The organism is Alphaproteobacteria bacterium, from assembly GCA_020638555.1.
Lineage (GTDB): Bacteria > Pseudomonadota > Alphaproteobacteria > Bin95 > Bin95 > JACKII01.
The window spans coordinates 285,675-309,665 of record JACKII010000002.1 but is presented as its reverse complement, the minus strand read 5'-3'; the positions used below and the strand labels follow the sequence as shown (position 1 = coordinate 309,665).

The 23,991-nt window shown below is 67.3% G+C and carries 1 protein-coding gene; it reads left to right on the top strand.

What is annotated here, in order from left to right; translation table 11 throughout:
- The first annotated feature begins 276 nt into the window (after positions 1-276).
- A complete protein-coding gene (locus tag H6844_07400; protein MCB9929222.1) occupies positions 277-23,979 on the top strand; it encodes a tandem-95 repeat protein in 23,703 nt (7,900 codons plus the stop codon).
- Positions 23,980-23,991: the final 12 nt, after the last annotated feature.

The window sequence follows — 23,991 nt, the reverse complement described above, 5'->3', positions numbered from 1 at the left end:
CGCCGCTTCGGAGTGAGCCGGCGGGTGATAAGGCGCACGGGCCCCTTACACAGGACAAGCCCGCACCGGACAGACGGTAAGTTAACGCAAACGCTTCAAGCACTTGGTCTTGCGCAGAAAGACCCCCGCAAGAAATCTTCCGTCGTTTGTCGGCTGCGCAGCAATCTTCGTCTTGATCATATTCACCCACATATCTTAGTATGTACCCTATCCTGGTGTCGCGTTCAGTTTCGGGGCCGAGGGTTGGGTGATGGTTGGCCAGAGGGAGGCAGGGCTATGAATGCGCCGATTTTGCCAGAAGATGTTGTTAACACTTATATTTCTGGAAATCAGCAAAACCCGGACCTGACGACGCTTGCCGATGGCAGCTATGTGGTGGTCTGGCAATCAGCCGGCCAGGATGGCAGCAGCAATGGCATTTTCGGCCAGCGCTTCACCTTCCAGGGCGAGCGGATCGGTGCCGAGTTCCGGGTGAACGCGACCGTTGCCGGCAATCAGTACGCGCCGAAGATCGCCGCGACGGATGACGGTGGCTTTGTCGTGGTCTGGGCTGGTCCCGATAGCTCCAGCGACGGCGTGTTCGGCCGGCGGTTCGACGCCATGGCCGCGGCGGTCGGGGACGAGTTCCGGATCAACCAAACCACTTACGCCGGCCAAATCGACCCCGACGTGGTCGGCCTGTCGGGCGGCGGCTTCGTCGTCACCTGGTATAACGAGTACGAGGATGGCCTGGGCTACACCCGCGATGTGCACGCCCAACGCTTCGATGCCATGGGCATCGCGGATGGGGCGGAGGTCGCGGTCAACACCACGGGCGCCGGCGTCAGCAGCACGCAAAGCGATGCGGCCATTGCGGTGATCCAGGCCAGCGCGGCGGCGAACGGCCTGCCGGGCGGCGGATATGTGGTCGCCTTCACCGACGGCAACGGGGCGGACGGCAGCGGCTATGGCGTGTTCGCGCAGCGCTATGCCCTCGACGGCACGCCGCTGGGCGCGGAAATCCAGGTCAACACCACAACGGCCGGTACACAGTACCAGCCGGTCGTCGTCGGTCTCGCCGCCGGGCGGTTCGTGGTGGTCTGGACCGACCAGAACTCTGCCGATGGCAACCGCTACGGCGTGTTTGCCCAAGTGTATGAGGGCGACGGCACGGCGGTCGGGGCCGAGTTCCAGGTCAATGTCGAGACGTATTACTATCAATCCGAACCGAGTGTGACCGCAACCGCCGACGGCGGTTTCCTGGTGGCGTGGCAGTCGGGCCCCTACGCGCCCGCCAATGACGGCAGCGGCTATGGCATCAAGGCGCGATCGTTCGATGCCGACGGTGTCGCCACGTCCGATGAGTTGCTGGTAAACGAACAGACCAGCGGCGATCAGACCGGGTCGGCCCTGACGACCCTGTTCGATGGCACGGTGGTTGCGACCTGGACATCGGCGACGTCGGGAGAGGCCGGCGACGGCTCCGGCAATGCAGTGGTGCAGCGCCTGCTCGGCGATCCGCTGACCTTCGTGCCGCCGTCGGCCCGACCGGAGGTCGAGGCGGTCTCCAGCGTCCGCACATTCGCGGAAAATGCGGTCAATGCCACGCCGCAACTGCTCGACGCCGATGGCGCCGCGGCGGTGTCCGACCGGGATTCGGCGAATTTCGACGGCGGGCGGCTGATCGTTTCCTCGTCGCTGGTCGACCAGATCGACCGGGCCCAGTTCCCGTTCCAGGACGAGGACGGGCAGGACCAGTTGGGACTCGACGCCAGCGGCCCGGTCGGCATCAGCGGTGCCGACGTCAGCGTCGGCGGCACGGTGGTCGGCACCATTGTCAGCGATGGCAGCGCCGGCAGCGACCTGATCGTCGCCTTGAACGCCAACGCCGATGCCGCGGCGGTCGAGGTGCTGATCGAGCACCTGACCTACCAGAATCTGTCGGACGATCCGCGCGCCTCCAGCCTGATCTCGATCCTGCTGGAAGATGGCGACGGCGCCACCAGCGATCCGGTGCTGGTGACGGTGACCATCGTCTCCGAGCCGGACCTGCCCGGCCTCGCCGGCGACGAGGAACGGGTCAACACCTATCGCGACAGCGACCAGTCCGACCCGCGCGTCGGCTTGCTGGCGGACGGCGGCTATGTCTCGGTCTGGACGTCGTACGGCCAGGACGGCGGTACGACTGGTGCCTATGGTCAGCGCTACGACGCGAGCGCCCAGCCGGTCGGCGAGGAATTCCGGGTCAACGAGACCGCCGGAGGCAGCCAATATGCCCGCGACGTCGCCGGCCTGAGCGACGGCGGCTTCGTCACGGTCCATTACGACAGCAATGGCACCGGCCTGCGCCTGAACCGCTACGATGCTGCCGGCAACCGCATCGTCACCGAGGAGGCGGTCGAGACCCAGGGCAGCGGCACGCAGGAAGGTGGCCGCATTGCGGCCTTGAGCGATGGCGGTTGGGTGGTGGCGTGGTGGTCCGAGACGTCCGGCGGCGCCGGCGACGGCAGCGGTCGCGGTGTCTTTCTCCAGCGCTGGGCGGCGGACGGAACCCGGGTCGGCAGCGAGACGCTGGTCAACCAGCAACTGGCCGGCGATCAGATCGCCAATGATATCGCTGGCCTGAACGACGGCCGCTATGTCGTGACCTGGGAGGACCGGGATGCCGTCGGCGGCGATGGCGACGGCTCTGCGGTCAAGGCCCGGATCTTCGGCGCCGACAACACCGCCGAAACCGACGAGTTCCTGGTCAACACCTATACCGCCAGTAACCAGCGTGGTGCCTCTGTCGCCGTGTTGGCGAACGGAGAATTCGTCGTTGCCTGGCACTCTTACACCCAGGACTCGTCGGGCTACGGCGTCTACTACCAGCGCTACGCCAGCGACGGCACTCCCCTCGGCGAGGAAATCCGGGTCAATGAGTCCGTCGGGTCCGATCAGCAGAACCCCGCCATCGTGGCGCTCGACACCGGTGGCTTTGCGATCGCCTGGTATCAGGCTTACGAAGACGGTGTCGGCTATGTCTATGACGTTTTCGCCCAGGTGTTCGACGCCGACGGCAGCCGCGTCGACAGCGAATTCCGCCTGAACACCGAGACCTCCGGATTCCAAAACCAGCCGGCGCTGGTGGCGCTGGCCGATGGCGCGTTCGTGGCGCAATGGGCGTCGCAGACCTCCGGCAGCGCGGGCGACGGGTCGGGCTATGGCATCTTCCAGCAGATCGTCGGCGACCCGGCGGACTTCCCCGGCTCCAACGACCCGAACCTGACCGGCCTGGCCACCAGCCGCGCCCTGGGCGAGGACGAGGCGGAAGCCGGCGCGCTGCTGTTCCCGAAAGGGCTGGTGACGCTGACGGACTCGGATTCCGCCGATTTCGAGGGTGGCCGGCTGGAACTGCGCCGTGTGACGGTGAATGCGGACGCCGACGGCTACAACCCGCCGGACGACAACGGCCAGGACAATCTGACGATCGCAACCAGCGGCGCCATCGCCATTGTCGGGGCGACGCTGCAAGTGGGCGGCGTCGACGTGGCGACCGTCGTCTCCGACGGATCCGACGGCAGCGACCTGGTGCTCGACCTGCTGGCCGGCGCGACGCCGGAGCGGATCGAGCAGGTGCTGCGGGTCGTCACCTACCAAAACCCCAGCAACGATCCGGAAGCGAGCCGCGCCTACGAAGTGCTGCTGCGCGATGGCGATGGCGGCGAGTTCGGGCCCGAGGCGGTGCAGATCACCATCGCCCCGACGCCCGACACCGGCCATGCGGAGTCGGGCGGGGGTGAGGAACAGGTCAACAGTTTCTGGTCCGGCAACCAATCGGATGCGGAAGTCGCGACACTGGCCGATGGCGGCTGGGTCGTGGTCTGGACATCGGCCCTTCAGGACGATGGCGGTTACGGCGTCTACGCCCAGCGCTACACCGCGACCGGCGAGCGCTCCGGCGGAGAGTTCCAGGTCAACGAACTGACGTATTCAACGCAAGACGATGCGAGCGTTGTCGGCCTGGCCGATGGCGGATTCGCCGTCGTCTATCACAGCTATGCCACCGACGTCAGCTATGGCGACATCGTCCTCCGCCAGTTCGATGCGGCCGGGAACCCGTCTGCCGAGGTGACGGTCAACACCTCCACCTATCGCTATCAGGAAAACCCATCGATTGCGGCGCTGCATGCGGCCGACGGCGGCGGCTATGTCGTGACCTGGACCGACCGCCAGAGCGTCGATGGCGACGGCTATGGCGTGCTGATGCAACGCTTTGCGTCCGATGGCATGGCGGTCGGCGGCGAGACGGTCGTCAACACCCAGACCAGCAGCACGCAATACCTTTCCGACGTCACCACCCTGGCCGACGGCCGCTATGTGGTGACGTGGAGCGCCTATACCTCCGGCGGGTCCGGCGACGGCGACCGTTATGGCGTCTTTGCCCGCGTCTTCAATCCGGACGGCAGCGAGGCCGTCGGCGAGTTCCAGGTCAACACCGGCACCGGCGGCGACCAGCTCAATTCCTCGGTCGGCGCCACCGCCGACGGCGGGTTCGTCATCGCCTGGGAGGACCGCAGCGGCCATGACGGCAACGGTTACGGCGTCCTGGCCCAGCGCTATGACGCATCGGCGACGGCGGTCGGCGGCGAGTTCGTGGCGAACGAGCACCGCTCCGGCACCCAGTCCAATCCGGATGTGATCGGGCTGAGCGATGGCCGCTTCGTCATCGCCTGGACCGACACCAGCGCGCCGGCGCCGGACAACAGCGCCGACGGCGTGTTCGGCCAGATGTTCGCGGCGGATGGCTCGCGCATCGACGGCCAGTTCCTGATCAACGAACAGACCTCGGGGGATCAGGTTCAATCGCGCCTCGCCGCACTGCCGGATGGGAATTTCGTCGCCACCTGGGCCTCGCAGACCTCGGGCAGTGCCGGCGACGGCAGCGGCTATGGCGTGTTCCAGCGGGTGTTCGGCGATCCGGCCGACTTCTCCATGGCCGCCGCGCCGGACGTGCTGGGCCTGCCGACCGCGGTCACATTGGCCGAGAACGCCGTCAATGCCGGCCTGGTGCGCCTGGACCCGGACAAAACCGTGGCCTTCATGGACCCGGATTCCGCCGATCTCGACGGCGGCGTCCTGACCCTGAGCGTCTACAACACCTATGACCGGGTGGAGGAGTTCGGCGGGCCGGATGGCCCGGCGCAGGACCGATTGGGCCTGCTGGCGGGGGATGTCGGCAATGGCGACGTGCAGATTGCCGGGGCGGATGTCTCGGTCGACGGCACGGTGATCGGTCAGATCACGTCGGACGGCAGTGACGGTCAGCCCTTCTCGATCCTGTTCGATGCCAACGCGACACCGGAAGCGGTCGAGGCGCTGCTCGGCAATCTCGGCTACGGCAATGCGTCCAGCAATCCGGCGGCGCTGCGCCAGTTGAGCCTGGAGATCTCCGACGGCGACGGCCAGGCGATCCGCACCCGGTTCATCGATGTCTCGGTCACGCCGGAGGCTGACACACCGTGGGAGGCCGGCGCCGAGCGGCGGGTCAACGCCCACACCCAGCGGGATCAGTACGGCCAGCAGATCGTCGAACTGACCGACGGCAGCAAGGTGGTGGTCTGGCACTCGCAGTACCAGGACAACAATGGCGAAGCCAGCTGGGGCGTGTTCGGCCAGATGTACGCGCCGGACGGCGCACCGGTCGGCCGGGAATTTCCGATCAATGCGACCGAGGTGGGCTATCAGGCCTGGCCGGCGATTGCCGCCACCAGCGATGGCGGCTTTGTGGTCACCTGGTTCAGCTACAATCAGGATGCGGGCGTCGACGATTACGGCATTGTCGCCCAGCGCTTCAACGGCACCGGCGGCACCGAGGGCGGGGAGATCCTGGTCAACACCTCGGTCGCGGGCCATCAGCAGTATCCAAGCATTGCCGCGTTTGCCGACGGCGGCTTCGTCATCGCCTATCAAAGCGATCACGACAGCGGCGCCGGCGTCACCGACGGCAGCGGCTCCTCCATCCTGGCGCAGCGTTTCCTTGCCGATGGCACGCCGGATGGCGCGGAAATGCTGGTCAATGGCACACAAACCAGCGGCAGCCAATCCGATGCGGACGTCGCCGCGCTGAGCGACGGCATGGGCGGGCATGGCGGCTTTGTCATCACCTTTACCGCCCCGACCTCCGGTGCGAACGGCGATGGCGACGGCGAAGGCGTCTTTGCCCGGCGCTATGACGCCAGCGGCAATGCCGTCGGCACCGAATTCCTGGTCAACACCACGACGGCAGGCAGCCAGAACAGCGCCGCCGTCGCGGGCCTGACCGATGGCGGCTATGTCGTCACCTGGTATGCGAATGGTGAGGTTTGGGCGCAGCGTTACGATGCGGCCGATGCCCCGGTCACGAGCGAGTTCCGGGTCAACACCAACCTTTCCGGCACCGACAACGGGCCGGATGTCATCGGGCTGGCCGATGGCGGCTATCTGATCGCCTGGAGCGACAGCAGCGGTCAGGATGGCTCCGGCTGGGGCGTGATCGGCCAGCGGTTCGATGCCTCGGACGCGCGCATCGACGGCGAGTTCGTCATCAACCAACAGAGCAACAGCACCCAGCAATCGCCGGGCCTGACGGCGACGGCGGCGGGTGGGTTCGCGGCGGTCTGGGATTCCGAAACCAGCGGCTTCGCCGGCGACGGCGACAATCAGGGCATTTTCCTGCGGGAGTTCGGACCGGGTGCGGCGACGGCCGGCACCTCCCCGGCTTTGGGCGACACGGTTCGCGCCCAGACGCTCTATGCGGACAATGTGACGGCCGGGCCGGTCGTGCTGGACGATGGCGTGGCCTTTGCCGATCCGGACAACGCCGATTTCGCCGGCGGCCTGCTCGAAGCGTATTACACGTCCGGCGGCCGGGCACAGGATCAACTCTCCATCGTCGATGGCGGACCGGTCGCGGTGGTCGGCAACTCGGTGCGGTATGACGGAACCGAAATCGGCCTGATCGACGGCATCAGCGACGGCCAGGACGGCGCCAATCTCGTCATCGCCTTCGATGCCGACGCCACGGCGGCGAAGGTGCAGGCGGTGTTCGAACATCTGGCCTTCGGTTCCACCGACAGCGCCGCAAACGTCGCCGGCACCGCGCGCGGCATCGGCTTCCGCATCACCGACGGCAGCGGCGGCCAGACCGAGCCGGACTCGTATTATGTCTCGATTGCGGCCGGCACCGCGCCGGTGCCGACCGGCCTGGCCCTGAACGACTGGGGCCTGAGCGAGAACGAGCAGGTCCGGAATTTCGGCGAGGCCAGCGAATCGGCGCTGATCCTGGTACCGGCCATGCTGGATGAGCATGTCGACTTCGACGACCATGCCGGCACCACCTTCAACGGTGGCTATCTGTTGTTCGGGGAGTCCGGCTCCTCCGACGTGGCGCAACAATTGTCGGTGCGCGACCAGGGCACCGGAGCGGGCCAGATCGGCTTCGACGGCACCACGGTCAGCTATGGCGGCCTGGCCTTCGGCACGGTCAATGCCACCTCGAACGGCGTCAACGGCCAGGATCTGCGGATCGACTTCGACACCGACGACGCGACACCGGAAGCGATCGAGGCGCTGGCCGAGAACCTGACCTTCGGCCTTTCCGGCGGCACGGCCGACTACAATCCGGACCTCCGGCTCTATGTCTACAATCAAGCCGGGCAATCGGCCTATGCGGGCCAGGGCGTGCTCGGCATCGTCAACGATGTAGTGGATGTGGCCGAGGCGGCCTCCGGCGAGGACCGGCAGGTCAACACGCACACGGCGAACGAACAGACATCGCCCGGCATCGCGGCTCTGGACGACGGCGGCTATCTGATCGTCTGGCAATCGCAGTACCAGGACGTTCCGGCCAGTAGCGATTACGGCATTTTCGCCCAGCGCTACACCGCGGCCGGCAGCCAGATCGGGCCGGAAATCTGGGTCAACGATATCGCCGCCGGCTCTCAGGGCGACCCGCGGGTTGCGGCCCTGGCCAACGGCAACAGCGTCGTGCTGTGGGCGGAATACAGCGGCCGCGATGGCAGCTATTATGGCCTCTATGGCCAGCTTTTGGACGCGGACGGCGACAAGGTCGGGGGAGCCTTCCTGGTCAACGAGGTGACTGCCGCCTACCAATATACGCCGGATGTGGTCGCGCTGGATGGCGGCCGGTTCCTGGCGGTCTGGACATCCGGCTATTACAGCGGTGCCGGCGACGGCAGCGGCTACGGCATTTTCGGGCGCGTGTTCGATGCGAACGGCGCACCGGAAGGCGGCGAGTTCCAGATCAACACCTCCACCGCCGGCGACCAGTATTATCCGCGAGCCGCCACCCTGCCGGACGGCGATGTGCTGGTGGTGTGGGAGGACCGCGGCGGCAGCGATGGCAACAGCTATGGCGTGTTCGCCCAGCGAGTGGATGCCAGCGGCAATCTGGTGGCGTTCGACGGCTCCGACCTGGGCATGGCCGCCTCGGACGAGCGGTTGGTCAACACCACCGTCAGCGGAGCGCAGGACCAGCCGCGCGTCGCGGCGCTCGAAACGAGCGCCACGCTGCCAAGCGGCGGCTTCGTCGTGGTCTGGCAAAGCCCGGACGGCAGCGGAGATGGCATTTGGGGCCAGATCTACGCCCTGGACGGCACGCCGCAAGGCAGCGAATTCCGGATCAACCCGCAGATTTCATCGGCGCAATCCGATGCGGCGGTGCACGGCACGCCCGATGGCGGCTTCGTCGTTTCCTGGAGCGATGCCAGCGGCTTGGACGGATACGGCACCGGCGTCGTCGCCCAGCGCTTCGCCGCCGACGGCAGCACGGATGGCCCGGCCTTCGTCGTCAACTCGGACCACATCTACACACAGGAACAGTCCGACCTCGCCATCCTGGCCGACGGCAGCCTGGCCATCGCCTGGCGCAGCGATTCCTATTCCAACTCCCAGGGCGACGGCTCTGCCGGCGGCATTTTCCACAAGCTGTTCGACCAGCCGGCGCTGCCGGCGGGCGCCATGGCACCGGTGCTGGAGGGTTTCGAGACCGCCGGGACCTATGACGAGGCCGACGTCAACGCCGGCCTGCAATTGCTGGATCGCGACGGCCTGCTGTCGCTCACCGACATGGATTCCGCCGATTTCGACGGCGGCACCGTGTTTCTCGCCCGGGTGGTCGGTTCGCACGGCACGATCGACAACGGGTATTCGGTGCAGCAGGACCAGGCGGCGGAAGTGCTGGGCATCGTCACCGATGCGGTGGTGACCGTTGCCGGCGACCAGGTCTCGGTCGGTGGCACCGCCATCGCCACCGTGGTGCAAGACGGCAGTGGCGGCGCGCCGCTGGAACTGGCCCTGAACGCCAGCGCCACGCCGGAGGCGGTGGAAACGCTGATCGCCCATCTGGGCTATGCGCACACCTCCGACGACCCGCTCTACCAGCGCGAATTGCTGTTGCAGGTCAGCGACGGCGACGGCGGCTCCACCGGCAATCTGGTCAAGAGGGTCACGATCGCGCCGGAACAGGACCTCGCCCTGCAGGGCCAGGCGGACGAGGCGCAGGTCAACACCTTCACCACCGGCAGCCAGCAGGCGGCGGCAGCCGCGCCGATCTATGACGCGATGGGCCAGCAGACCGGCTATGTCGCGGTCTGGCAGAGCGACAACCAGGATCGCCCTTACGACGGGGCCAGGGGCGTCTATGGCCAGCGCTACGACCTGAACGGCGACCCGCTCGGCACCGAGTTCCAGGTGAGCGCGCACACGGAAGGCGGCCAGTATCAGCCGGCGGTCGCGGGCCTGGTCGGCGGCGGCTTCGTCGTCGGCTGGTACGACGACAGCGGCGCGCATCCGGCCGGCCTGCCCTTGGGCGAGACCAGCGGCGGCGTGTTCGGCCTGGTATTCGCCGAGGACGGCAGCCGCGTCGGCGACGAGTTCCTGATCGACGACGTCACCGCCGGCACCCAGAGCGAGGTCGTGCTGTCCGGGCTGGCCGACGGCGGCTTCGTGGCGGTCTGGAGCGACGCGAACGGCCGCGACGGCAGCAACAACGGCGTCTTCGCCCGCGGGTTCGATGCGGCGGGCGTGGCGCTCGGCGCCGGCTGGCAGGTCAATGGCGAAACCGCTTCCGACCAGTTCTCGCCGTCGGTCGCGACGCTCGCGGACGGCCGCTATGTGGTGACCTGGCAGTCCGCGACCTCCGGCAGCGCCGGCGACAGCAGCGGCTATGGCGTCTTCGCCCGCATCTTCGCCGCCGACCACACGCCCCAGGGCGGGGAGTTCCGGGTCAACACCGCAACGGCCGGCAGCCAGACCCAGGCCGAGGCAGCGGCATTGGCGGACGGCGGTTTCGTCGTCGTCTGGACCGACCAGAACGGGCTCGATGGCTCCAGCTATGGCGTGTTCCAGCAGCGCTACGACGCGGCCGGCGCGGCGGTCGGCGGTCAGGTGCTGGTCAACGACACGGTCTCCGGCGCCCAATACCAGCCGGACGTGATCGCCCTGGCCGACGGTGGCTGGGCGGTGGCCTGGCGCAACGACAACGGCACCGACGGCTCCGGCACCGGTGTCTTCGCGCAGGTGTATGCCGCCGACGGCGCGCGCCTGGACGGCGAATTCCAGGTCAATGTCGAGGCCTCGTCGACACAGTACCAACCGGCCCTGGTCGGCCTGCCGGGCGGCGGCTTTGCGGCACTCTGGTCGTCCACCACCAGCGGTACCGCCGGCGATGGCAGCGACTACGGCATCTTCCAGCGCCTGTTCACCGCACCGGGCGAGGTGGCAGAGTCCGCCGCGCCGATGCTGATCGGCCTGCCGGCCTCCGTGAGCTTCGACGAGGCCGACGTCAATGCCGGCCCGCAATTGCTGGCGCCGGTGCTGGCATTGGGGGACTCGGATTCCGCCGATTTCGACGGCGGCATGCTGACGGTCTCCATGGTCGAAAACGACCAAGTGCAGGATCAGTTCGCGCCGCCGGACAACGGCGCCCAGGACCGGTTGTCGATCCTGACCGAGACGGGGCACCCGATCCAGGTCTCGGGCAGCGATGTCAGCCATGACGGCACGGTGATCGGCAACATCGTCTCCAACGGCCAGGACGGCGCCCATCTGGCAATCGCGCTCAACGCCAATGCCACGGCGGCACGGGTGGAAGCGCTGCTGGAGCGGATCGGCTACGCCAACGCCTCCGACGATCCGAACACCGGCCGCCTGGTGGCGATCCAACTGACCGACGGCGATGGCGGTTATCTGCGCGAAACCATCCAGGTTACGATCACGCCACAGACCGATGGCTTGGCCGCGCTGGACGACGAAGTCCAGACCAACGCCTACACACCGGGCAGCCAGACCGACAGCCATATCGCGGCGCTGGCCGACGGTGGCTATGTGGTGACCTGGACCTCGAACGGCCAGGACGGCAGCGGCGACGGCATTTTCGCCCAGCGCTACGATGCGGCCGGCGCCCCGGTCGGGGGGGAGTTCCAGGTCAACACGACGGCGATCTCGACCCAGACCGATGCCCAGGCGGTGGGGCTTGCAACCGGCGGCTTCGCAGTGGCCTGGCGGGACGATTCCCGGACCTCGACCGCGCCGGATTATGACGAGCGGATTGCCGTCCAGACCTTCGACGGGCTGGGCGCCAAGGTCGGCGGCGAGACCTACCTGACCGGCGCCGACAGCTACGACCCGCGCAACCCGGCCCTGGTCGCGCTCGACGGCGGTGCGTTCGCCGTGCTTTACGAGGCGCGCGACAACGGCACCGGCATCGGCAAGATCGTCGGCCAGCGCCTGAACGATGCCGGTGGCCTGGTGGGCGCGGAGTATGTGGTGGCACCCGCCGGCGCGACCGACGTGGCCGCGCCGCATGCCGCGCAACTGGCGGACGGTTCGCTCGTCGGCGTGTTCGCCGCGCGCGGGCTCGACCATGGCGGCGACGGCAGTTGGGGCGTGTTCCTGCAGCGCGTCGATGCCGGCGGCTTGCCCGTGGGCCTGCCGACACAGGTCAACACCATCGAGCGCGGCGCCCAGTACGAGGCACGGGTGGCCGCAACCGCGGACGGCGGCTTCGTCGTCGTCTACCGCTCCAACCTGGGCGACGATTTCGGTTCCGTAAACAGCTCCAGCTATGCCGGGGTCTATGCCCAGCGCTACGACGCCATGGGCGCCAAGGTCGGTGGCGAGTTCCTGGTCAACGAACAGGTGGACAACGCCCAGTACCATCCCGATGTCGTCGGCCTGCCGGGCGGCGGCTTTGCCATCGTCTACAGCGACAACAACGGCACGGATGGCTCGGGCGACGGCGTCTATCTGCAACAATACGATGCCGACGGCCACCGGATCGACGCTCCGGTCCAGGTCAACCAGGCCACCGGTTCCACCCAGTACCAGCCGGCCCTGGCCGTGCTGGCGGACGGCTCGCTGGCGGTGTCGTTCAGCGCCAACACCAGCGGCGAGTCCGGCGATGGCAGTGGCTATGGCATTTTCCACCGCCGCTTCGGCGACCCGGCGACCGCGGGCAGCCAGGCCGACCCGGTGCTGGACGCGGTCAACCCGACCGTCGCCTATGACGAGAACACGCTGAACGGCGTGCCGCAGCTGATCGACGCCAACGGTGCCGTCGCCGTTTCGGACTCGGATTCCGCCGATTTCGACGGCGGCTCGATCCTGGTTTCGAACGTGGTGGCGTCCTCGCCGCTGATCGACCAGATCAACCCGCCGGACGACCTGACCCAGGATCAGCTCGGCCTGCGCCAGGCGTCGGGCATCACCATCGCCGGCGTGACGGTATCGGTCGACGGCACCCCCGTCGCCGTCATCGTCCAGACCGGCCAGAACGGGCTGCCGTTCGAACTGGCCCTGAATGCCAACGCCTCCGCCGGCATCGTCGAGCGGCTGGTGGAGAACCTGACCTATCGCAACATCTCCGACGATCCGCTGGAAAGCCGGCAGATCCGCATCCAGATCACCGATGGCGATGGCGGCGCCTCCGACCCGGTCGTGGTCGAGGTGCAGATCACGCCGACGCCCGATGCGGCCGTGCCCGTGGGCGGCGAGCAGGTGGTCAACACCTTCGACAACGGCAACCAGGACAATCCCGCCGTGGCCATGCTGCCCGGCACCGATGGCGACTTCGTCGTGGTCTGGCAGAGCTACAACCAGGATGCCGGCGTCAACGACGAGGGCGTCTACGGCCAGCGCTTCGACAAGAACGGCAACGCCCTGGCCCGCGACGGCAGCGGCCTCGCCGACGGCGCCACCGACGAGTTCGCGGTCAACACGACGCTGACGGCAGGCTCTCAGTCCGACCCGCAGATCGCGGCGTTCAGCGACGGCAGCTGGATCGTCACCTTTACCGACAGCGAGGCCGACGGCTTCTGGAACGGGGTCTTTGCCCAGCGCTTCAACGCCGACGGCACGCTGAACGGCAGCGAATTCCCGGTGCCGACCAACACCGACTATCACCAGCATGGCAGCGATGTCGCCGTGCTGGGCGACGACAGCTTCGTCGTGGTCTGGCAGGCCTATCCGGGCGGCGATTCCGGCGACGGCAGCGGCTATGGCATTTTCGGCCAGCGCTTCGCCTTCGACGGCACGGCCCAGGGCGGCGAGTTCCGGGTCAACAGCCAGACACTGAACGACCAGGACAATCCGGCCATCGCGCCGTTGACCGACGGCGGCTTCCTCGTCACCTGGCAGTCGAACGGACAGGATGGCAGCAATTACGGGGTGTTCGCCCAGCGCTATGACGCCACGGGCACCGCCGTCGGCGCCGAATTCCAGGTGAACACGACGACGGCGAACAACCAGCACCAGCCGCAGGCGACGCTGCTGGAGGACGGCAATCTGGTCGTGGTCTGGACCGACGACGCCGCCGACTTCAGCTCTTCCGGTATCTTCGCCAAGATCATCGCCCCGGACGGCACCCCGGTCACCGACGAGTTCCGCGTCAACGACCAGCGCACCTACTACCAGAACGAACCGGATATCGCCGCGCTGGACACCGGCGGCTTCGTCATCGTCTGGACCGACCACAACAGCACCGACGGCAACGGCCAGGGCGTGTTCGCGCAGCAGTACGACGCGGCCGGCGCAAGGCTCGACAGCCAGTACCAGATCAACACCACCACCAGCGGCAACCAGAACCAGCCGGCGGTGGCCGGCCTGCCGGAGGGCGGCTTCGTCGTCACCTGGAACGGCTCGGTCATGCTGCAGGTGTTCGGCAATGCCGCGCCGGCGGTCTCGCCGGTTGCGGCCATGGGGCTGGAGGACACGGCCATCGTCCTGGATGCCGCCGTGTTCGACGCCGGCTTCGACGACCCGGACGGGCAGACCTTGCAGGCGATCCGCATCGACACCTTCCCCGCCGACGGCAGCCTGACGCTGTCCGATGCCCCGGTGGTCGCCGGGCAGGAGATCGACCGCGCCGACCTGCTGGCCGGCAATCTGGTCTATCAGGGCAACCCGAATTTCAACGGAAGCGACCAATTCGACTGGAGCGGCTCCGACGGCATCCGCTTTGCCGGCAGCTCGGTCGCGGCCCGGATCGACGTCGCCCCGGTCAACGACGCGCCCGGCCTCGAAGCGGGGGCCGACACCAGCGTCAACGAGGGCAGCGCACTCGCCCGCTCCCTGACGCTGAGCGACCCGGATACCCAGACCCGCAGCTTTACGGTCGACTGGGGCGACGGCAGTGCGGTTTCGCTGTTCGAGTCCGACTCTCTGACCCCGGCGCTGCCCGGCCATGTCTATGCCGGCGAAGGCGTCTATACCGTCACCGTCACGGTCGACGACAACGCCGGCGAGGCGAATTCGGTCGAGACCGACAGCTTCACCCTGGAAGTGGTGAACGCCGCCCCGGTGGCCCGCAACGACCATGTTGCGGTCAGCGAGGACGGCCCGGCGCTCGCCGGCACCGTGTTCGCCAACAACGGCTCCGGCGCCGATTCCGACCCGGGCGGCGATGCGTTCGCCGTGACCGCGGTCAACGGCGTCGCCATGGCCGTCGGCACGCAAATCGCCCTGCCGAGCGGTGCGCTGCTGACCCTGAACGGCGACGGCAGTTTCGCCTATGACCCGAACGGCCAGTTCGAGTCGCTGGCGGATTACCAGAACGGCTCGGACAGCTTCGCCTACACGATCGCGGACGATGGCGGCCTGACGGATACGGCAACGGTCTTCGTCACCATCGACGGCCAGAACGACCAGCCGGAGCCGCAGGACGACGCCTTCGACGTCAACAACGACGCGACGCTGGCCGGCAATGTCCTGGCCGACAACGGCAGCGGCCCCGATGGCGACCCCGACGCGGCCAACACGCTGACGGTGACGGCGGTCAATGGCATCGGCATGGCCATCGGCACGCAAATCGCCCTGCCAAGCGGCGCCCTGCTGACCCTGAACGGCGATGGCGGCTTCGACTACGACCCGAACGGCGCCTTTCCGGACGGCGGCGTCGACGGCTTCGACTATACGGTCGAGGATGGCCGCGGCGGCAGCGCCAGTGCCACCGCCACCATCGCGGTGAACCACACCAACACCAACCCGACGCCCCAGGACGACTCCGTCTCGACGGATGAGGACACGGCGCTGACGGGCGACCTGTTCGCCGACAACGGCAACGGCCCCGACACCGATCCGGAGATGGATTCCCTGACGGTCAGCGCGGTCAATGGCAGCGGCGCCACTATCGGCACGGCCCTTGCGCTCGCCTCCGGCGCGTTGCTGACGGTGAATGGCGACGGCACCTTCGCCTATGACCCGAACGGCCAGTTCGAAGCCCTGGGCGTCGGCGACCAGGATACGGACAGCTTCACCTACACCGTATCGGACGGCAATGGCGGCAGCGCCAATGCCACCGTCACGGTCACCATCGACGGCGTCAACGACGATCCGATGGCCCGCAACGACTCGAACGGCACGGACCAGAACACCGGCACGGCCGGCAATGTCCTGACCGACGGCACGCCGGACAGTGATCCGGACGGCGACGTGCTGACGGTCGATCGCGTCAACGGCTCGGCGCTGGCAGTCGGCGTTGCGACCGCAACCGGCGGCGGCGGTCTGGTCACGATCAACGGCGACGGCAGCTACAGCTACGATCCGAACGGCGCGTTTGCCTATCTCCAGGCCGGGACCCATGCCTTCGACCAGATGTCCTATCGCATCGACGATGGCCATGGCGGCACCGACACGGCGACCCTGACCATCCGGGTCGATGGCCTCGCCGACGATCCGGTGGCGAGGGACGACGACCTTTCGGTGGTCGAGAACGGCTCGATTGCGGCGAACGTGTTTGCCGACAACGGCCACGGCGCCGACAGCGATCCCGACAGCGGCGACAGCAAGACGGTTCTGGCGGTGAATGGCGTGCCCGGCGATGTCGGCGCGCTGCTGGTGCTGGGGTCCGGTGCGACGGTGCGCATCACAAGCGACGGCGGCCTGACCTTCGACACCAATGGCGCCTATGACGGCCTGTCGACGGGCGAAACCGCGGTCGAGACGGTGCAGTACACGCTGCGCGATGGCCTGGGCGCCACCGACACGGCGACCGTGACGATTACCGTGAACGGCGCCGGCCTGGCGCCGGAAGCCCGCGACGACGCCTTCACCGCGGCGAGCGCAAGTTCCGCGGTGACCGGCAATGTTCTGGACGACAACGGCCACGGCGCCGACAGCGATCCGGACATGGACGCGATCACGGTCGCCAGCGTCAACGGCGTTGCCGGCGATGTCGGCAGCGGGATCGTGCTGGCGAGCGGGGCCTTGCTGACGTTAAACGGCGACGGCAGTTTCGCCTACGACCCGAACGGCGCCTTCACCGGCCTTGCCGACGGCGAGCCCGGCAGCGACGGCTTTACCTACACCCTGACCGACGGTGAACTGGCCTCCAATGCGGCCACCGTCACCATCGCCTTCACGGGCGAGAACGACGCGCCGGTGGCGCGGGACGACGATGTCTCCACCCTTGCCGATGCGCTGTTGCATGGGGACGTCACGGCCAGCAACGGCCACGGTTTCGATTTCGACCCGGATGCCGGCGACAGCTTCACCATCACCGCCGTCAACGGCAATGCCGGCGACGTCGGCCAGCCGATCACCCTGCCGAGCGGCGCGCTGCTGACCCTGAACGCGAGCGGCAGTTTCGTCTACGATCCGAACGGCCAGTTCACGACTCTCGGCCTGGGCGAGACCGGCAGCGACAGCTTCACCTACACGATCGCGGACAGCCTCGGCGCAACCGATCAGGCTACGGTGAATGTCAGCGTGACCGGCTTCCTGCCGAACCTGACCGTTGCAGATGTCGTTCTGCCGAGCGGCCTCGGAGAGCAAGCCGTCCTGGCGCACTACACCATTGAAAACAATGGTGCCGTCCCGGCCACCGGCGGCTATGTCGAGCGGCTCTATCTCTCCACCGACGGCACGCTGGACGGCGGCGACACGCTGTTGCGCTCGCTCTCCTTTGCCGGCGATCTGGCGGCCGGCGGGTCGTACAACCGTTCGGTACAGGTCGACCTGCCGGCGGAGCCGGGCGACTATCGCCTGCTGGTCCGGGTCGATGCCGAAAACGCGATCGCCGAGATCGACGAGGGCGACAATATCGGTGTCAGCGCGACCGCAAGCGTCGCCGCCGCCTATGAGGCGGCGATCCTGACGGCCCCGACCACGGCACCGATCAACGGCTCGGTCATGCTGACGGGCCGCGCCACCCAGATCGGCGGCACGACGCCGGTCCCGTTCGAGTTCGTGACCATCGAGGCGGAGACGGGCGGTTTTACCCGTGCCTTCCATGTCCTCAGCGATCTGGACGGCAATTTCAGCTTCGCTTATGTGCCGCTGCCGGGCGAGGCCGGCGAGGTCACCTTCACCGCCCGCCATCCCGGCCAGCCGAACGAAGATGCGGCACCGGAGGCGAGCACGCTGCTGTTCGGGATGACGCTGGCCAACAACGACCAGGCCGGCAGTGTGATCGAGGGTCAGTCGGTCGATTTCGACTTCGTGCTGAGCAATGTCGCCGGCCTGGACCTGACCATGCTGGAAGCGCAGCTGATCGGTCTCGCCCCGGAACTGACCGCCCATATCAGCGCGCCGGCGATGCTGGCCGGCAATACCGACGCCGCGGTCACGGTGACGGTGACGACGCCGATGGATGCGACCGTCACCGCCGACGACTTCACCCTGCGGCTCACCAGCCAGGAAGGCGCCGTAGCGGAGGCCGATGTCAGCCTTGGCATCATCGAGGCCATGGCCCAACTGGCGGTCGATCCGGCCAGCCTCGTCCGTGGCATGGTGCTGGGCGACCAGACCTTCGTCGCGTTCGACATCACGAATGTCGGCGGCGCCGACAGCGGCCCGATCAGCATCGGCCTGCCGGGCGGTGCCGACTGGCTGCACCTGTCGTCGCCAGCGGTGATCGGCAATCTGGCACCGGGCGAGAGCGCGACCGCGACCCTGTCGCTGCTGCCGGATGCGGACCTGCCGATCGGCCTCTATGGCAGCGCCATCCAGGTGAGCGCGGCGGACGATATCGTCAACCTGCCGTTCACGTTCGAAGCCGTTTCCAGCGCCACCGGCGACTTGGCGATCAGCGTCGTCGACGAGTTGTTCTACCTGACCAGCGAAATGCCCAAGGTCAACGACGCCACGGTCACGGTGCGCAACGCCCTGACCGACGCGCTGGTGGCCGAGGACATGGATGTCGACGGCGATGTCACCTTCGCGGACCTGCCGGAAGGCTATTACGACATTGTCATCGAGGCTGACGGCCATGACGATTTCGCCGCGACGATCTATCTGGAAGCGGGCGACACGCACGACCTGACGGCCTTCTTGTCGCAGCAAACGGTCAGTTACAGCTTCACCGTGCGCGAGATCGCGATCGAGGATCGCTACGAGATCGAGATCGAAAGCACCTTCGTCACCAACGTCCCGCAGCCGGTGGTGACGATGGACCCGCCGGTGTTCGATCTCTACGAGTTGCAGCAGGTCGGCGACGTGATGCAGATCGACGTCACGCTGACCAATCACGGCTTCATCGCGGCCGAGGATGTGCGCCTGAACCTGGGCGAGCATCCCTATTACGACATCGCGGCGCTGGTCGATTACCTGCCGTCGCTGGAAGCCAAGAGTTCGATCACCATTCCGGTGACCATCACCCGGGTGGCCGACGGCGATCCCGCCCCAAGCCCGACCATCACGCCGTCGGCGTCGGAAGGTCTGCAATTCTCCGCCGATCCGACGGCCGAGCCGACCCTTGACGGCGCCGGCCTCGACGTTTCGCCGGCGGCGGGCAGCGTGCCCTGCACGATCAGCGGCGACATCTATTACACCTTCCCGTGCGGCCCCAATGAGGTCGGCAAAACCATCCATGTCGGCTACATCAATGTCGATGTGGACTGCCCCGACGGCGGCTTGGGTGGCCTCGGCGGTGGCGGTGGTGGTGGTGGCGGCGGTGGTGGCGGCGGTGGTGGCGGTGGTGGCGGTGCTGGAAACTACATTGCCAGTTCCGTGCCCGTCATTACCGTGCAGGAACTTTGCGATTTCCTGAAGGTGATCTTCGATTGCGAGGACCTTGTTCCGCAATCTCCGTTGATCGCAACGCTGCTCGACGTGGCGGAATTCCTGGCCACCGGCAACAAGGAAGGAATCGTCGCCACCGTCTCCGATGTCCTCGGCACCCTGGGCGCGATCGGCGATGCGCTTGGGGGCGCGTCGGCGACGCCCGGCCCTGCCGCTTCGGCCATCAAGCCCAGCGAGGCGCTCGGTCTGATCGGCGATGCCGCCAAATGCGCCAAGGCCGTGGGCGAGGCCCTGGACCAGGACGCCCTGACCCGTGCGGCCGGGGCGGTTGAGGATGCCGCCAATTCCATTCCGCAACCGCTACAGGACCTGGCGGATGACCTCGCCGCGCTCGGCGCAAGCCCCGGCATCGCGCCGGCGGCCGGCGGCATCGACCCCGCCCTTCTCAACGCCATCGCCACCGCCAACGACGCGTTCCAGGCGGCGGCCGCCGGCGTCGGCAGTGCCGAGGACGTGCTGACGCTGCGCCCGTTGGCCTCTGCGCTCGACGGCGCAATCCAGGACTTCTTCGATGCGGCGGCTGCCAATCCGGACGTGATGCTCACCCAGGCCGCGCTGGACCAGCTCGAAGCGGCCCAGAACGCCCTGCAGGGCTTCAAGTCCGACATCATCCAGTTGGAGCCGATCGTGATGGAGGTCGGCCGGGCCCAGGACGGCCTCGACACGCTGGAAGCGCTGTATTCCAACCTGTTCGGCGATGACACCTGGCTCGACGTGATGGGCGACCCGCAGGTCGATGCCTGGTTTGCCGAAGTGTCCGCCCGCATCCAGGCCAATGACGGCATCGGCAATCGCCTGTCGATCACCGACCGCGATGCCCTGCTGGCCATGGACCTGCCGCCGGAGGTCGCCGGTGGCCCGGCGCTGGCGTTCATCGAGCGCTGGAACCGGTCGATCGACAGCTACGACAGCAACGCCTTTGACGCCTCCGATGTCGGCGCCACCGACAGCATCGATTTCCTCGCCGGCGATCTTCTGCAAAACGCCCTGGACGCGCTCGACGCCGCGGAACTGGCCGCCTTGCAGGCGGGCTATGCCACCCTGCCGGAGGCCATCAACGCCCATCTCAACTCGGGCGAGGACTATTTCAACACTCTGGACGAGGGCGTCTGCGCCAAGGTCCGCATCCAGATCAACCAGGATGCCGTCCTCACCCGGCAGGCGTTCGAGGCGACGCTGGAGATCGAAAACGACGGCACGGTCGACCTGACCGGCCTGGAAGTCGTGATCGAAATCCGCGACGGCTCCGGTGCCCTGGTCGGGGAGAACGTCTTCGGCATTCAGGATGCCGTGCTTGGCGGCGGCCTGACCGCGGTCGACGGCACCGGCCTGCTGGCTGCGGGCCAGATGGGCTCGGCCACCTTCACTATCATCCCGAGCCGCCTCGCCGCCCCGGACGAGAACACCGGCTATTCCATCGGCGGCCGGCTGCGCTACACCGAGAGCGACAACGATCTCGACATTCCGCTGGCGGGAACCCAGGTCACCGTTGCGCCGCAGGCGGAACTGAGCCTCGACTATTTCCACCAGCGCGACGTGTTCTCCGACGATCCGTTCACCGACGATATCGTCGAACCGGCGCATCCGTTCGCGCTCGCCGTGCTGGTGCAGAACCACGGCAATGGCGACGCCCAAAATCTGTCGATCACCTCGGCCCAGCCGAAGATCATCGACAACGAAAAGGGCCTGTTGGTCGATTTCGAGATCCTGGGAACCGCGGTCAACGGCAATCCGGTCCAGCAGACGCTGACCGCCGACTTCGGCGACATCATGGCCGGCGACTCCGGCATTGCGACCTGGCTGTTGCAATCCAGCCTGCAGGGCCATTTCGAGGACTACGAGGTCTCGTTCACCCACGTCAACAATCTCGGCATCGAGGAATTGTCGCTGATCACGGACGCGGAAATCCACGAACTGATCCAGATCGTGGCCGATCCGACCGCCGGTTCCGACGGCCTGCCGGACTTCCTGGTCAACGACGTCGCCGACGCGAACTTCACCCCCGACACGCTCTATCTGAGCGACGGCCGGGTCGAGAGCGTCTATGCCGGCATTGCCGGCGCCCTCACCCCGGTCGTGGCGACCGCCGCCGGTCACACCCTGACGGTGAACGTGGACGTACAATGGCTGGCCGGCTGGGGCTATGTGAAGTTCGACGATCCGGGCTTCGGCGACTACCGCATCCAGTCGGTGCAGCGCTCCGACGGCTCGTTCCTCCTGGACGACAACGCGTGGCAGACGGATCGCACCTTCCCCGCATCGGGACGCCCAACCTACGAGGACAAAATCCATCTGTTCGACCATTCGGCCGCGGATGGGACCGAAACCTATACGATCACCCTGGTCGACCCCGATCCGGGCGATCCGCCGGTGGCCTATGACGATGCCGTGGCGGTCGGCTCCACCGGGTTCCTGACCGGCGATGTCCTTGCCGACAACGGCAATGGCGCGGATCAGGACCCGGACGGCGACGCGATCGCCGTGACGGAAGTCAACGGCATTGCCGCCCAGGTCGGCACGCCAATCGCGCTCGCCTCCGGCGCGCTGCTGACGATGCAGGCCGATGGCACTTTCGCCTATGATCCGAACGGCGCGTTCGACCATCTGGCCTTCGGGGCAACCGGAACGGATGGCTTTGCCTACACCATTGTCGACGATGGCAATGACGGCACGGACATGGCGACGGTGACGGTGACGGTGACCGGCAGCAACCACGCCCCGACCCTGGACGCGATCGCGGCGCTTGCGGTGACCGAGGGCTTCGATACCGCCCTGTTCACCCCCACCGCCGAGGATGCCGACAGGGACGGCCTGACCTTCAGCCTGGGCGGTGTCGACGCCGGCGCGTTCAGCATCGACCCGATGACCGGCGAGGTCTCGTTCGCGAACCCGCCCGATTTCGACATGCCGACCGATGACGGCACCGACAACACCTACAACGCCACGGTCATCGTCTCCGACGGTATCGCCTCGGCAGAGGCCGCGTTCAGCGTCGAGGTGCTGGAGGATACCGGCGCCAGTATCATTGGCCCGGTCGATCTGATCGATGCCTCGGATACCGGCGTCTCCCATACCGACGACATTACCAGCGACCTCACGCCCACCATCGCCTTTGCGGCGGCAGCGGGCGCCATGGTGGAGATCGACTGGGACGATGGCTACGGCTTCCGCTCCGCCGGCACCGGCACCGGCCTGTTGCAGGAGGAAACGCTGCCGCTCACCTACACGGCGTTGGGCCCGAAAACCATCGCGGTGCGGGTGAGCCATATGGGCAGTGTCGCGACCGAGACCCTGACCATCGACGTGGTTCTGCCGGACCCGACCCACCAGGGAACGCCCGCCGGCAACGAGGATATCCCCGGCAGCGCCGACGCCGATGTGTTGGATGGCGGCGGCGGCTTCTGGGACCGGTTGCTGGGCGGCGACAACGACGACACCTATATCGTCCACCTGCAACAGACGGCACTTGGAGAGGCCACCGGCGGCGGTCACGACACCGCGTTGCTGCTGGCCGACACGTTCACCACCTATTCGGAGGTGGAGGAATTCGTGCTGCTGGATGGCGCCCGGCAACTGACCGCCAACCGCTACGACAACACCATCTACGGCAATGCGGAGGCGAACATCCTGCAGGGCCGGGGCGGCAACGACCACATCCATGGCGGCCTGGGCAGCGACACCGCGGTCTATGTCGGCCAGCGAGCGAACTATGACGTGTCCGAGAACCCCGACGGCAGCGTCACGGTGACGACGCTGACGGGGCCGGACGGGACGGACACGCTGGAAAGCATCGAATACCTGCAATTCGCCGATGGCCGGCTGTCGACCGCCGACGCGGTGGCCGGGGCCGGCTTCCCGCCGCCGCCGATGCCGACGCCGGACACGGTGCCGACGGCGACGATCACCGGCACGCCCGCGGGTCATGAAGAGGTGCAAGGCACGGCCGGCCCGGATGTGATCGACGGCGGCGGTGGGTTCTGGGACAGGCTGATCGGCACGGACGGCAACGACGCCTATCTGGTCAGCCTGCAACAAACCCAGGTGGGGGAGAGGGTCGGCGGCGGCTATGACACCGTGTACACGTCGGCGCCGTGGCTGAACGTGTCAAGCGAGGTGGAAGCCTTCGTGATGCTGGACGGTGCCGTGGGGCTGACAGCCAACCGCTACGACAACCTGATTTTCGGCAATGCCGCCGACAATGAGATCAAGGGCGGCGGCGGTGACGACGAGATCGACGGCGGCGACGGCTTCGATATCGCGCTCTTCCCCGGCAACGCGGCCGATTTCGATATTGCCTACGACCCCGACGGCGTCACGGTGTACGTCACCGACATGGTCGGCAGCCAGGGCCGGGATACGCTCCGCGATATCGAGGTGTTGCGCTTCAGCGATGACGACGTTCCGGTTGTCTTCCCGATTGCGGCAGCCGACATGGTGGGATGATTGCGGGCGCGC

What these genes read in the sequence shown, in the direction of transcription:
- H6844_07400 (MCB9929222.1), top strand. Translation starts at nt 277, where the DNA reads ATGAATGCGCCGATTTTGCCAGAAGATGTTGTTAACACTTATATTTCT.